This is a genomic window from Methylobacterium sp. GXS13 (genome assembly GCF_001455965.1).
Taxonomy (GTDB): domain Bacteria; phylum Pseudomonadota; class Alphaproteobacteria; order Rhizobiales; family Beijerinckiaceae; genus Methylobacterium.
This window is the reverse complement of sequence record NZ_LKKO01000037.1, coordinates 56,046-67,820: the sequence shown is the minus strand read 5'-3', so window position 1 is coordinate 67,820 and position 11,775 is coordinate 56,046. Positions and strand designations below refer to the sequence as shown.

Sequence of the window (11,775 nt, the reverse complement as noted above, 5' to 3'; positions counted from 1 at the left end):
CGGGGGGAAGGGGCAGCCCCGGCAGGCGGGGAGCCTGGGGCCGAATGCGGGGGGCCGCTGTTCAGAGAGTCTTAACCATCCCGGGTTCTCTCGAAGCGCCGCTCCGGTTTCGGGGGGTAGGAAGCCGACCGGCAGGCGGGCCGAGCCTTGCCCTTCAAGCTCGGCCCGCGCCTTCACGCTCAGGCGCTGGCAGCCCGCCCGATCGGCGTCGGGATCGCACCGCGCTGGACCGGCGGTGCAACCGCCTGCGGGGTTGCGCCGGACGCGTAGTCTGCCCGGTAGGTCCGCTCCAAGGTCATCAGTGCGCGCAACGGCACCTCGGCCAGATCGAGCAACCGTGCATCGCGCCAGCGGGATTTGGTCAGCGTCCCGCGGCCGAACCACCGTGGCTTCTCTTCCTCGACGAGCAGGATCAGCTTGCCCGTCCACGTCCTGCGGAACCAGAACCGTCCCGTGAGCTTGCCCGCGCTGAACATGTCAGCACCTCGCATGAAAGCCCCGCACGACAACGTCGCGGAAACTCGACGGTTTCCCCGTCAGTCGCTTGCGCGGGCTTGACGGGGGCGGGCCGCCCGGGAGGCGATCGCGAGCCCCACGATCCCGCCGACGAGGGCGGCGGCGGCCTTCACGAGGAAATCATCAACCCGGCCGTGGCGCGAGCCGGTCAAGGTCTGACCAGCCTCCAGGCCGCCGGCCAGGAGGACGGCGCCGATCAGGATCCAGGGCCAGCGCCGCGGGTAGCCCAGGGTCAGGAGCAGCCCGGCCAACGCGTAAGCGGCGGCTCGCTCGAAGCTCGGGTTGGCCGTCACCACCGGGCGGAGACCGATCGGCACCAACGTGATGGCGATGATCGCCGCGACGATTATCCAGGCCGCGAGTCGCACCAGGCTCAGCACCCACTTGTCCATGTTGAGCCCCGCGTCCCGCACCACCGCGCCGACCGTTCCCGCATACAGGGCCTACCGGCCGGAAGCTGTTGCAGTTCGGCGGCCAAGACGCAGAAAGCCGACGGGCCATCGCCCGTCGGCCGAGCCGGCGCAACCGCAAGTGGTTGGTGCCGCGCCCGATCGGACACAGTCCGGATCACGCGACTGTTGCTCGTTCGTTCTAGGCAAAGAACCGGCGAATCGGGCATAAGGGCGACATGCGCATGCCCGTGCTCAGCTTCTGTGCGATGCTCGTTCTGATCGATATCGGTTCGGTTGCGCTGGCGGCCGCACCGACCGATCCACGTGCGCTCGAATTGGCCTGGCACCGCTGCCTGCGGGATTCCTACGCCCACCAGCCGCCAGGCCAGAGCCGGGCCGGGGACGAGCGCAACGCCCTCGATGAGTGCAAAGTGCAGGAGGATGCCTTCGTTGCGTCACTCATGGCCGCCGGACCTGCTCAGGACGGCCGGACCGGGACTGTCTGGTCCCGGACCTGGGCGGCGTTCGTGGAGCCGCTCACCGCGTGGATTGGCGGCCTCCGCCGCTGAGCCTGTCGGTCAGGAGGTCGACCACTCGCGCTTCACCTCGTCGGCCGGCCGATCGAGATGGACCTTGCCGCCCTCGACGGCCCGGACGAAATCCAGCGGGATGTAGTGGTGCAGCCCACCCGCGGCCGCATCGCGCTTGGTAAGCTTGATCTCGCCTTTGTCGATATGGTCGACGGTGCCGACATGCACTCCGTCGGACCCGACGACCTCGGCATGTTCCTGGATCTGCGCAGCATCAACCATCGTCGACCTCCCTGTGTGGCCGTCAAACGGTGTCTCGCGCCGGGCAGTTCCTGACTGCGCCATCCGGACCTACTCCGGCCCTCCGGGCGCCACGGCGTCGCACCGCATGGGCGCCACCGAACCAGGGGGCGTCCGGGCCGTTGGAGCGCCATGACCAATTCGACTTCCACCCCGATGGACCAAGTTGCCGACGCAAGCCGGCACGAGATGGCAACCGAGCATCTGCTGTTCGGCACGATCCGTTTCCTGGCCCAGCGCCATCCGGAGCTTTTGGACGAACTCGACCGCAGCCTGGATCACCTCTGGGATCGGGCCGAGGGTGAGGCGCGCGACGACGAGGCCGTGCGCAAGATCGCCAGCCGCATCATCAAGAGCCTGCGGGCCGAGAGCTGAGGGCGTTCCCGATCGCGGCGCGGTTCGGTCGTCTATGGGTGCGCGCACCCGACGCAGATGCCGCGGGTGATGGCGTCATTGCGTTGCTCGGCCGGACTGCGACGATCGATGCTGCCGGTCTCGTTCGGGCCGAGCGCTCTGGGGTTCGGGACGGTCTGACCCGTGGCCGTTGTGTGGGGCGCCTTCGCGGGCGGGCGCGGGCCGCCGCCGGTTCCCGTCTGGCTCACCGATTGGGCCCAACCGGGCGGTGTGCCCAGGGCGAGGACGACGAGGGTGGCGATCTTCAGGGGCGCGCGCATGGTGACCTCCCGGCGCTTATTCATCTGCGTGGAACCGACGCACTTGGTGGCTGAAAGTTCCGTTCTCGCCCGTGCGCGGGTTGCGAGGATCGCCGTCACGCGAAGGCTGAGCGGTGCGCGGCACGGTCTCGCCATTCGGGGTATCGGCTAAGCTCTATTGAGGCTTGCCCTCTGCACGGGACGGCCCGTTACTGGCATCGTCACGATCGAGGGGCTTACGATGAACCCGACCGTCAAGGCGGTGCTGCTGAACGAGCGCGCCAGCGTCCTGTCGGCCATCGCGGCCCGCGAGGGAACCGTCTCCGATCTGCTGGTTCAGTTGAATGGCGTCGAGAACGATATCTGGCGGTTGCGCCACCGTCTTATCGATCTCGAAGCCTACCTCGTCGGCCAGCGGGTCGAACTGCCGGCGGACGCGCCGTCCGACGACGTCCTGGCCGCGCCGAGCGATGCGCCTGGGCTGCCGGCCTGCAAGCCGCTCGAGGATTTCGTCCGCCACAGGTCCGGGAAGCGCAAGCTTCTCGCCGCCGTGCCCCGCCGCATCGAGGATGCGCGCCGATCCGGCTGAGCAGACCGGGATTGCTCCCTACCCTCATCCTGGGGCCTATCTAGGCCCGGCGATGATCCGAGAGGGGTGAGGGATGGGCAACCGGGATGGCGCCGGCGCGTCGAGCGCACGGATTGCAGAAGTCCAGCGCCTCGCGACAGCCCTGGCTGCCCGCGTGCGGTACGCGCAACTGGTCCAGCGGCCGGTCTACGAGGAACAGATCAACGCTCTGGTCGGAGCGGCGCGGCTTCTGGACGAGGAGAAGGTGCCGTGGCCACCCATGGTGGAAGAGGTGCTGATGGAACTGGCCAAGTCGCTGGACGGATCCGGCGCGGCCGAGGATGCCGAGACGCCGGATCCGGCCCAGGCGGACGCTTGAAAGGCATCAAGCCGTTGGACACTTAGGAAAAATCGCCGAGCCAGCGCAGCGAGTTCCGCAGGCGGTCGGTACCGTCTTGGGCGAACCACAGCCCATGCGCAAAGATCACGGCGTCGGGCCTGAGCGCGACGAGTTCCGCCGCCGCCCGCGCCGCGTCGCCCCGGCGCAGCTTGATCACGAGGCGCAGATAGGGGGGCGGCTGACCTCCCGGCGCGGTCATGCCGGCCAGATGCAGAAGCGGGCGCAGGAGCGCGGGCATCTTGGCCGGCTCCAGGTTTAGGACGAGATCGGTCAGCACCAGGGTCCGGCTGCGCGTGTGGAAGAACGCGACCTCGCGGAATCCGAGACCGCCCGGGACCACGATCTGGCGCAGATCCGGGGCCCATTCGGGCGGCGCAGCGTCGGCGAGCACGCGATCGATCCGCAGGCCGGAGCGGCGCACCTGGCCGCGCTGGCGGAGGTTCGGCGCCGCCCAGGTCAGGGCCTCCGGGCAATGCTCCTGCCACGCTTTCAGAAACGTCCAATGCGCGATGTTGGGCGCCACGAGATGGCGGATCGGTCCCAGGGCCGCGATCGCCCGGTGCAGGGCCGCGTCGTAGCGTGTCGGCGAGTGGAGCCACAGGCTGCCGTCACCGAGGCGGACCACGCTCATCCGGACCGGGAGCGGCATGCCGAGCACCCGCAAGGGGCCGCTATCGACGATCCAGACGCCCTCAGCCACGGGCTTGAGCACGTCGAGGGGCGGATACGTCGCCTCACGCAAGACCTTGTCTCCTCGGTTGCCTCCGGCGACACGGCCGGGACGTCAGGCAACCGCCACGGCGCATCGGGTTTCCCGGATGCATCGCCGCAGCCCCGATTCACGCGGTCAGGCCTGGAGATAGACCGGGGCGACCGGGCGGGGCGGGAGGGCGCGCCATAGGGCGATGCCGAGGCCCAGGATCGTCAGGAGATCGCAGGTCAGTCCGAAGACCGAGCCGACCAGGAGATTGTGGCCGGCCCAGCACAGGGAGGCGCCCAGGAACAGCAGCCGCATCGTCTGCGGCGCGGCGTTGAGGCGGGCGGCAGTCGCCAGCAGCGCGGCGGGCGCCGCGCAGGCCGAGGGCGTGCCGTTCCAGGTGGTGATCGTCAGCCAGGCCGCCAGCAAGGTGGTGGCGGCGAACAGGGGGTGGACCCAGGCGTTCCGGTTCGGTGCACCGAGGCAGGTCAGGGAGACGAGGCTCTGCACCACCGCGATGGCGCACATCGCGGTGCCGGTGAGCGCTCCGAGCGTCAGGTAATGGGCACCGAAACAGGCGGCGCAGGACGCCGAGCCGGCAAGCATCCAGGACCGCCGCGGCATGAGACCGGCAATAAATCCGAGGGTCAGACCCAGGGATCCGAAGATATCGAGATGGGTTCCGGCCAGGTTGTACCAGGTCAATACGGAGTCGGCGGCAATCATTGGTCGCGCTCAAGGCGGCGCGGGTGCGCCGTTTCAGACCTTTGCGCTAGGTTCGCATGGTAATCAGGGGGTTAACGGTGGGCGGCCCGCCGATCACGACGGTGCGAGCGTGGCAGAAGCGCCGCAATCCTGTCGGGCGGGTCGAGGGGTTTTTGCGGATAATGGATGTGCTGGTTCAGTATTCGGCCGAGGCCTTCACTTGAATAACATAAGTTATGGCTGCGATCGGGTCTTCAATCGTGGGAACAACACCGGAGAGATTCGGTTCTCTGGGCATTCACCTCCGGATGTCGCCGGTGCCGATCCGGGCTGCGGTACGTCCGCCCCGCCGCCCTTCGGCGACCCGACAGGGCGTTCCCATGCAGCTTTCGATCCTCGGCAGACGTCGTTCATCCGCCGTCCGGCCTTCAAATCCCACGGCGGGTGGGGACGGTTCCTGCGCAGGATCGGGCATGCGCGCCGCCGTTCCCTGCGAAGCCCCGCCGAAGGCTGGAACGGCCCGCGGCTCGCGGCGCGCCACTGCCGTCATGGGCCGAAGCGATGGTTGAGGACAGGCCGATGACGCAAGCCGATACCATTCCGGAGCCCTTCCCGCACAACGAAGAGGCGTTGCTGGCCCTGGGGCACGCGCTGCGCGATGCCGGCTATGGGTTCACCACCGTGACTCCGGTCACCCACGCCATCGTCAACGCCCGGTCGTGCAACGCCGAGGCCCACACCCTGCGCGACGTGTTCGGCTGGAGCCGGCCGTTCCGGGCGGAGCTTCTGCCCGGGCCGATCCTGGCGCTGATGCGGGAGGCCGGGGCTTTGGTCGAGGACGGTCACCGTCTGCGTGCGTCTGTGCGGTTCTCCAGCCTGGATGGCGAGCTGTTCGCCCATTCCGTCTACCCGCCGAGCGCCACCGATGCGGTGTTCTTCGGGCCCGACACGATGCGCTTCGTCTCCGCGGTGCTGGCCCATCTGGAGCAGCGGAAAACACCGTTGCGCCGGGCGGTCGATCTCGGCTGCGGCTCGGGGGCGGCCGGGATCTGCATCGCCAAGCGGTCGCCCGGGGCGGAAGTCCTGCTGGTCGACATCAACCACGCCGCCTTGCGGGCCGCCCGGGTCAATGCGCGTCTGGCCGGCACCGACGGCGTCGAGGCCCGGCACAGCGACATGCTGCGCGACGTGGACGGCTCCTTCGATCTGATCGTGTCGAACCCGCCCTTCATGATCGACCCCGCGGCCCGGGCCTATCGGCACGGCGGCGGCTCGCTCGGGGCCGGCCTGCCGCTGGCGGTGGTCGAGCAGGCGATCCGGCGGCTCGCCCCCGGGGGCACCGTCGTCCTGTTCACCGGCGCGGCGATCGTCGCGGGGACGGACCCGTTCCGGGATGCCGTGGCCGAGGCCTGCGCCCGGGCCGGCCTGGCCTGGACCTATCGCGAGTTCGATCCGGATGCCTACGGCGAGGAGCTGGCCAACGCCGGCTACGCCGAGGTCGAGCGGCTCGCCCTGGTGGTGCTGACGGTCACGCGGCCATGAGCGGCCCCGTCGATGCGCGCGAGGAAATCCTGCGCGATGCCCTGTCCGGCCTCACCGCCGCGCCAAAGACCCTGCCGGGCAAGTATCTCTGGGATGCGACCGGCTCCGACCTGTTCGACCAGATCTGCCACAACCCGGATTACTACCCGACCCGCCAGGAGATGGCGCTGCTGCCCCAGGTCGCCGCCGCGCTGGCGGCTCGGGTCCGCCCGGGCGTGACCGTGGTGGAGTTCGGCAGCGGTGCGAGCCGCAAGATCCGCACCCTGCTCGACGCCTTGCCCGAGCCGGCGGCCTACGTGGCGATCGATATCTCGGGCGCATACCTGGCGGAAGCGATCGGCCGGCTGGCGCCGGATTACCCGGACATCGCCATGGTCCCGGTCTGCGCCGATTACACGAAGCCTGTGCAGCTCCCGGTCGCGGCGGGGCCCGGCGGGATCCTGGGCTTCTATCCCGGTACCAGCATCGGCAACTTCGCGCCCCCGGAGGCCGCCCTGTTCCTGGAGCGGGCGCGGACGACCCTCGGCCCCAGCCTGTTCCTCGTGGGAGCCGATGCGACGAGCGAACCCGAGCGCCTGCAGCGTGCCTATGGCGGGGCGGACGGGTTGATGGCGGCGTTCCACCGCAACATCCTGGTCCGGCTCAACCGCGAGCTCGGGGCCGATTTCGACCTCGACAATTTCCGGCACCGCATCGAACTCTATCCGGATCCGCAGCGGGTGGAGGCGTATCTCGTGGCGATCCGCCCGGCCACCTATCGCCTGGGCGGGCAGACGATCGCATTCGCCGCCGGCGAGCGTATCCGCACCGATACATCCCACAAATACGCCCCCGCGCTCTTCCAGGCTCTGGCGAGCCAGAGCGGCTGGCAGCCACGCGTGCTCTGGGAAGCGGAGGCGGGGAGTTTCAATCTGCACCTGCTGGAGGGCATGGGCGGAGCGACTTAGAGTCTCGCACGAAATTCCCGTGGCATCGTCGGGTGTCAAGGGAGGACGCCCGGGAAGCGGGAGTCTTGTGAGGTGCCCTCAATCCAGAGATCCGGGTGTTCAGGACGGCCGCGCTCCGCTCACCGATGCGGCCCGGGGCCTGTGCCGCACGGGGCATGGACTGCCCGGCAAGCTGGGCGACGGCTCGAGGCGACCGTCAGCGAAGGACTTTCCGATCTCCAGCGAACCCACGTGACAGGTCGTACCGCATCGGTCGCCAAGCGCGGGTCCTTCCGTCACGTGGCGCAGCCCGTTCAGCGCACGACGCAACGTATGCTTGCCTTCCCTGCTTCCTCGCGCGGACGCGGCGGGCAAGGTGCGAAAGGCCCCGCGCCTCATCCGGTGACGGTGGACGGGTCTCGCTTGGGGACAATACTCCTCTCGTGTCGTTCGAGAGCGCCTGTTCCGGCGCACTATTTTTCTCCCAATATGGACAGCAATTCGCCGCGCATCCAAAATTATACGAAGAGATAATACGTAACTTATCGAAAAATCATGGATTGATCTCTTCAATAAAGAGGCAAGCGATGATTTGTGCTGAGTAAAAATCGTGTCGTGCGTCGCTTGACAGGCGACACGCAGATCGATATTTCCCGCGCCGCTCGCCGGAGAAGTAAAAAATATAACGTATCTTCTGATGTGTCGGCGCGACAATTAATGGTTGCGCGAACAGTACGGTAACGAGCACTCCGGTAAAGTTGATATTCCTGTTCGGCGCGGTCTGACAGGGGTGTGATCTATAACGCGACTTGATCAGACTTGAGGCGTTGAAGCGAAGTGTCTCTTTCAGGCGCTTTCTGGGACGCGTCGCGAGCCAGGAACTGCCTGATCGATAAGGAGCCCCCACGGAGACACGACGATCAATCCCACAGGTGTGTGCTGATTTTCGAAGAACTCAGGCCAGCGCTTTTGTGAGGAAAGATGATGGGCATTCCCTACGCGTTGAAGAATCCATGCCATCCCGGTGCTTTTATTCGTCGCAATATCGTCGAACCCCGCAACTTGACCGTGATGGCCGCAGCCGCCCTTCTCGGCGTCACCCGCCAATCGCTGTCCGATTTTCTGAACGAGAAGACCAGTCTATCTGCAGAGATGGCTCTTAAAATCGAAAAGACGTTCGGATTTAAGATGGAATCTATGATGGAGATGCAGAAGCAGTTCGACATCGCCAAGGTGCGGAAGCGTGACCAGGCTCGCCAGGGTCAGCTCAAGGCGCAAGCAAAACCCCAGGCGACCGGGCTTCTGCGCGTTTTCGGGTGAGATTGCTTCGCGGCCGTTGGGAGACCCGGTAGCTGGTAGCCGGGCCGCCCACCGAAGCTTCGGGATGCCCAGCCCTGGGCATTCACATTCATGGGACGGCTCCAGCGCTTGACGGGAAGCTGCCGAGATATGGCGGCCAATCCGTCAGCGCTGGTCGATGCCCCTGCTCGACAGGCCCTCGGCCATAAGATCGACGGATGAGAGCGGGGCGTGCACGAATGGAGTGAGCAGCGAGGGCGGTCGTGCCAGCGAGAGGCTTGTTCGACCTTGCGGAGCCGTAAGTCTCTGATCTTCTGCCGCCCCTTTGGCTATCCTCGCGACTGCATCGCGGTCGGATCAAACCGATCCACGCGATCCCGCGCGCGAAGGGGCCGCCGACACGCGTGGGCTGGTGTCGCAGCAGGTGCTGACGGGAGACATTCAGCGGGAAGTCCGTAACAGCCGCGCGGTTGCTTCGTATCGCGCGCACGGCCGGTTCAGACAATGGCCAGCCTGAGATCAAACAACGGCTCACCCGGCCTGGAACGGCCGGTGCTTGTCGTCGGCCGTGTTCGACGCGGCGCCCTTCGGCACGGCACTGGTATCGACCATGTCGCGCTGGTCCCGCTGCGGCTCCGGGAAATCCGTCAGCGCGCGCCAGGGCGTCGCGGGGACGCCCATCCGGAAGCCGCCCGATGACCGGAACAGCCACGCTGCGACGAGCATCCAGGGCACGATGAAGAAGACGAAAGCACTGAGTCCCACGACGATCCTCCCGAGACGGTGAGCCGTCAGGAGAACGCGGGAGGCCCCGTCATCGATCCTGCCGGCCGGTATGGCGCGCGCCGCCGACGTGGAGGCCGGCTCAGCCTCGGCGAACGCACGCAATCACGGGCCGCGGGATGGCGCCATCGGGGTGCCGGCGCCTCCGGTGCCGAGCTCACCGATCAGACGGTCATATTCGGCCTCGGCCGTGCCGTAGCTGTCGCCCGCGAGTTCGAGCAGGCCATCGCGATCGACGATCTCGACGAGGCCGCGATGCTTGCGCACGAAGCCGTCCCCCTCGAGCCGTCTCAGGGCGGCCGTCACGCCGGGCCGTTCGACGCCCAGCATCAGCGACATGAACTCGTGCGTGACCATCACGGCGTCACTGTCGCTCCGATCCTGGTACATCAGCAGCCAGCGGGCCAGCCGCATCGGGGTGTTGCCCCGCGCATTGGCGAAGGCCGTCTGCGCGGTCTGCGCGAAGTGGGTGTGAATGTAGCGCAGCAGCATGAGGCGCATGGCCGGACGCGCCTCCACCGCCCCGAGCAGGGCGGGCGCATCGATCGCCAGCATGCGCCCGGGCGCCTGCACGAAATGGGTGTAGGGGGTGCGGTCGTCACCCAGCAGGACGGGGGCGGCCCCGACCAGACCTTCGCGGCCGATCAGCCCGATCTCCACCCGGCCGCGCATCCCGTCGTTCGTCACGGAGACGATGCCGGCCTCCACGAAGTAGACCGTCTCGATGGTCGTGTGGGCAGCGATCATGATCCGCCGAACGGCCATGTCTTCCCGGCGCAACGCAGGCTGCAGCGCTAAGAAGTCGTCCGGTGCGAGCGCCCGGAGGAGGCGGTTGCGCAGGTCGGCCTGCTGAAGCTGTGCCACGGGTGCTCATGCGTATCGGGCGAGGGCACAACCAGTCCCTCGATCGTCGGCGCCCAGGACGTAGCCGACAACCTGCTTCCGCTAAAGCTTGGCTCGCGTCGCTGCAATGTAAGAATTTGACAGAACAATGCGTCCGAATGCCGTCTTTAGCGCATGTAAATTTCTTACAATCCCGGTTTCTGAGGCATTGAAGCGTCAATCCGATGCGTTTCTGCTCGAACGACCGCATTCGCGCGGTTGTGGTACTATCGCTCCATCCCGGTGGCTGGAAACCAACTGTCGGGAGGAGGGGGCACCCGTTCGATATCGCGCACTCATCTCGGATGCGTGGATCGCCGGCCAGTCTTCGCCCGGCTGCACGTCGCCGGCCGCGAGCCCGCCCGCGACGCGCAGGGCATGGCGAACGTCGCGTCTCGCGGGTCGGCCTACGGCGTCTCGCGGGCCGGCCTCCGGCGTCTCGCAGGCTGGACTACGGCGTCTCAGAGGCCGGCCTACGGCGTCTTGGCGCGGGCAGCGGTCCGATACGCGCTCGGGCTCAGGCCGTAGCGCGCCTTGAAGCGCCGGGCGAAATGGGCCTGGTTGGCGAAGCCGCTTCCATAGGACACGTGACCGATCGGGATGTGGGCGCAGCCCGGATCGGCCAGGCGCTCGACGGCGGCGTCCAGCCTGCGCTGCCAGATCCAGTCCGAGATGTGCTGGCCGCGCTCGTGGAACAGCTCCTGCAGCCGTCGCAGCGAGACCCCCACCGCCGCCGCAAGGCGCGGCGGGTCGAGATTCGGGTCGCTGAGGTTCGCCGCGACATACGCCTTGGCGCGCTGGACCAGGACGGTGCCGTGGAGCGGCCGCGGGACCTCCTGGGCCAAGCGCTCGGCGAGGCCGGCCATGATTAGATCGATGCCGACACCGGCCATACGCTCCGCGGAACTGGCCGGAAGCTTCTCGTGAACGCGAACGAGTTCTTCGAAGAAGGTTCGCACCAGCGGACCGGTGCCGCCCCTGGACCCGAAGGTCAGCGCCGTGAAGTGCCGGGTCGGGCCGAGCATGCGCTCCAGGGGGGCGATCGGCAGTTCGAGGACGAGGGACCGATCGTTCACGCCCGAGACGTGCACGTTCGGCCGGTCTGCCAGCACCACGATCTCGCCGGCCGTCTGCACGGCTTCTCGGCCGTCCTGGATGTTGACCGAGCGGCCCGCGAGCTGGATCAGCGCGAAGACGGTCTGGGTCCGCTCGCGCCGGCGCAGCGTGTCGGCGGTGATCTCCGATCGAACGCAGCTTTCGCGGATGCGCGTGATCCGCAAGGAGCCGACATCAGCCGCCTGTATCAGTCCCTCGAACGGCTCGTCGCAGAGATGGCTCAGCTCGATCGGGCCCATGCGATCGTACAGAACCTCGCGCCACAGTTTGAAGCGGGCCGTCTTGTCTGCTTCGCGCGTCGAGAGGACTGTGTGCAAGGATCGGTAGCCCGGATGGTGTGCGTCTGTATATCGGGCGCGACCATCACGGGAACGATCGGCTCCACAGCTCACATAAAGCGGATGGGATCGGATAAGAAGTTCGGCCCCGAGTTCGGCCGGATGCTGGCCGGATGAGATCGGGGAGC

General features: G+C 67.4%; 16 protein-coding genes. 7 read left to right on the top strand and 9 right to left on the bottom strand.

Annotation, left to right across the window (positions count from 1 at the left end):
* Positions 1-179: 179 nt before the first annotated feature.
* Both AO398_RS14500 and AO398_RS14495 read right to left on the bottom strand, forming a co-directional pair.
* Positions 180-476, bottom strand: a complete 297-nt coding sequence (locus AO398_RS14500) for a hypothetical protein (RefSeq protein ID WP_058192829.1) — start codon at positions 474-476, stop codon at positions 180-182.
* A gap of 60 nt (positions 477-536) precedes the next feature.
* Entirely contained in the window at positions 537-908 is a 372-nt protein-coding gene (locus AO398_RS14495; RefSeq protein WP_201025770.1) for a hypothetical protein, read from the bottom strand.
* 242 nt (positions 909-1,150) lie between these two features.
* On the opposite strand from AO398_RS14495, the gene AO398_RS14490 reads away from it, so the two are divergent.
* On the top strand, positions 1,151-1,477 hold the full coding sequence (locus AO398_RS14490) for a hypothetical protein (RefSeq protein WP_244498775.1): 327 nt from the start codon (positions 1,151-1,153) through the stop codon (positions 1,475-1,477).
* Positions 1,478-1,486: 9 nt separating this feature from the next.
* On the opposite strand, the gene AO398_RS14485 is transcribed toward AO398_RS14490, so the two are convergent.
* Positions 1,487-1,720, bottom strand: a complete 234-nt coding sequence (locus AO398_RS14485; protein ID WP_058192827.1) for a DUF2171 domain-containing protein — start codon at positions 1,718-1,720, stop codon at positions 1,487-1,489.
* Positions 1,721-1,870: 150 nt separating this feature from the next.
* Between AO398_RS14485 and AO398_RS14480 the strand changes: the two genes are divergently transcribed.
* On the top strand, positions 1,871-2,113 hold the full coding sequence (locus AO398_RS14480; protein ID WP_201025768.1) for a hypothetical protein: 243 nt from the start codon (positions 1,871-1,873) through the stop codon (positions 2,111-2,113).
* 32 nt (positions 2,114-2,145) lie between these two features.
* On the opposite strand, the gene AO398_RS14475 is transcribed toward AO398_RS14480, so the two are convergent.
* Complete coding sequence (locus tag AO398_RS14475) at positions 2,146-2,412, bottom strand: hypothetical protein (protein WP_058192836.1); 267 nt, start codon at positions 2,410-2,412, stop codon at positions 2,146-2,148.
* A 220-nt stretch (positions 2,413-2,632) separates the two neighbouring features.
* Between AO398_RS14475 and AO398_RS14470 the strand changes: the two genes are divergently transcribed.
* Complete coding sequence (locus AO398_RS14470; RefSeq protein WP_058192826.1) at positions 2,633-2,980, top strand: hypothetical protein; 348 nt, start codon at positions 2,633-2,635, stop codon at positions 2,978-2,980.
* A 73-nt stretch (positions 2,981-3,053) separates the two neighbouring features.
* A complete protein-coding gene (locus AO398_RS14465; protein ID WP_058192825.1) occupies positions 3,054-3,338 on the top strand; it encodes a hypothetical protein in 285 nt (94 codons plus the stop codon).
* A gap of 22 nt (positions 3,339-3,360) precedes the next feature.
* Here the strand turns inward: AO398_RS14465 and AO398_RS14460 are convergent, their stop codons facing one another.
* A complete protein-coding gene (locus tag AO398_RS14460; protein ID WP_058192824.1) occupies positions 3,361-4,101 on the bottom strand; it encodes a DUF4336 domain-containing protein in 741 nt (246 codons plus the stop codon).
* Positions 4,102-4,206: 105 nt separating this feature from the next.
* Complete coding sequence (locus tag AO398_RS14455) at positions 4,207-4,782, bottom strand: YgjV family protein (RefSeq protein WP_058192823.1); 576 nt, start codon at positions 4,780-4,782, stop codon at positions 4,207-4,209.
* Positions 4,783-5,340: 558 nt separating this feature from the next.
* Between AO398_RS14455 and AO398_RS14450 the strand changes: the two genes are divergently transcribed.
* The 3 genes from AO398_RS14450 (at position 5,341) to AO398_RS14440 (ending at position 8,549) form a co-directional block, all read left to right on the top strand.
* Positions 5,341-6,303 (top strand): methyltransferase, encoded by a 963-nt coding sequence (locus AO398_RS14450; RefSeq protein ID WP_058192822.1) that lies wholly within the window; start codon positions 5,341-5,343, stop codon positions 6,301-6,303.
* Positions 6,300-7,250 (top strand): L-histidine N(alpha)-methyltransferase, encoded by a 951-nt coding sequence (gene egtD, locus AO398_RS14445; protein ID WP_058192821.1) that lies wholly within the window; start codon positions 6,300-6,302, stop codon positions 7,248-7,250. The genes AO398_RS14450 and egtD overlap by 4 nt, the downstream gene beginning before the upstream one ends.
* Before the next feature lie 963 nt (positions 7,251-8,213).
* Positions 8,214-8,549: a HigA family addiction module antitoxin gene (locus tag AO398_RS14440; RefSeq protein WP_082643282.1), complete on the top strand. Its 336-nt coding sequence runs from the start codon at positions 8,214-8,216 to the stop codon at positions 8,547-8,549.
* A 510-nt stretch (positions 8,550-9,059) separates the two neighbouring features.
* On the opposite strand, the gene AO398_RS14435 is transcribed toward AO398_RS14440, so the two are convergent.
* The 3 genes from AO398_RS14435 to AO398_RS14425 all read right to left on the bottom strand — a co-directional run bounded on the left by AO398_RS14435 (position 9,060) and on the right by AO398_RS14425 (position 11,626).
* Entirely contained in the window at positions 9,060-9,293 is a 234-nt protein-coding gene (locus tag AO398_RS14435; protein WP_058192835.1) for a hypothetical protein, read from the bottom strand.
* A gap of 123 nt (positions 9,294-9,416) precedes the next feature.
* Complete coding sequence (locus AO398_RS14430; protein ID WP_058192819.1) at positions 9,417-10,175, bottom strand: Crp/Fnr family transcriptional regulator; 759 nt, start codon at positions 10,173-10,175, stop codon at positions 9,417-9,419.
* A gap of 491 nt (positions 10,176-10,666) precedes the next feature.
* Entirely contained in the window at positions 10,667-11,626 is a 960-nt protein-coding gene (locus AO398_RS14425; protein ID WP_058192818.1) for a helix-turn-helix domain-containing protein, read from the bottom strand.
* Positions 11,627-11,775 lie beyond the last annotated feature (149 nt).

What these genes read in the sequence shown, in the direction of transcription:
- AO398_RS14500 (WP_058192829.1), bottom strand. Translation starts at nt 476, where the DNA reads ATGTTCAGCGCGGGCAAGCTCACGGGACGGTTCTGGTTCCGCAGGACG.
- AO398_RS14495 (WP_201025770.1), bottom strand. Translation starts at nt 908, where the DNA reads ATGGACAAGTGGGTGCTGAGCCTGGTGCGACTCGCGGCCTGGATAATC.
- AO398_RS14490 (WP_244498775.1), top strand. Translation starts at nt 1,151, where the DNA reads ATGCCCGTGCTCAGCTTCTGTGCGATGCTCGTTCTGATCGATATCGGT.
- AO398_RS14485 (WP_058192827.1), bottom strand. Translation starts at nt 1,720, where the DNA reads ATGGTTGATGCTGCGCAGATCCAGGAACATGCCGAGGTCGTCGGGTCC.
- AO398_RS14480 (WP_201025768.1), top strand. Translation starts at nt 1,871, where the DNA reads ATGACCAATTCGACTTCCACCCCGATGGACCAAGTTGCCGACGCAAGC.
- AO398_RS14475 (WP_058192836.1), bottom strand. Translation starts at nt 2,412, where the DNA reads ATGCGCGCGCCCCTGAAGATCGCCACCCTCGTCGTCCTCGCCCTGGGC.
- AO398_RS14470 (WP_058192826.1), top strand. Translation starts at nt 2,633, where the DNA reads ATGAACCCGACCGTCAAGGCGGTGCTGCTGAACGAGCGCGCCAGCGTC.
- AO398_RS14465 (WP_058192825.1), top strand. Translation starts at nt 3,054, where the DNA reads ATGGGCAACCGGGATGGCGCCGGCGCGTCGAGCGCACGGATTGCAGAA.
- AO398_RS14455 (WP_058192823.1), bottom strand. Translation starts at nt 4,782, where the DNA reads ATGATTGCCGCCGACTCCGTATTGACCTGGTACAACCTGGCCGGAACC.
- AO398_RS14450 (WP_058192822.1), top strand. Translation starts at nt 5,341, where the DNA reads ATGACGCAAGCCGATACCATTCCGGAGCCCTTCCCGCACAACGAAGAG.
- egtD (WP_058192821.1), top strand. Translation starts at nt 6,300, where the DNA reads ATGAGCGGCCCCGTCGATGCGCGCGAGGAAATCCTGCGCGATGCCCTG.
- AO398_RS14440 (WP_082643282.1), top strand. Translation starts at nt 8,214, where the DNA reads ATGGGCATTCCCTACGCGTTGAAGAATCCATGCCATCCCGGTGCTTTT.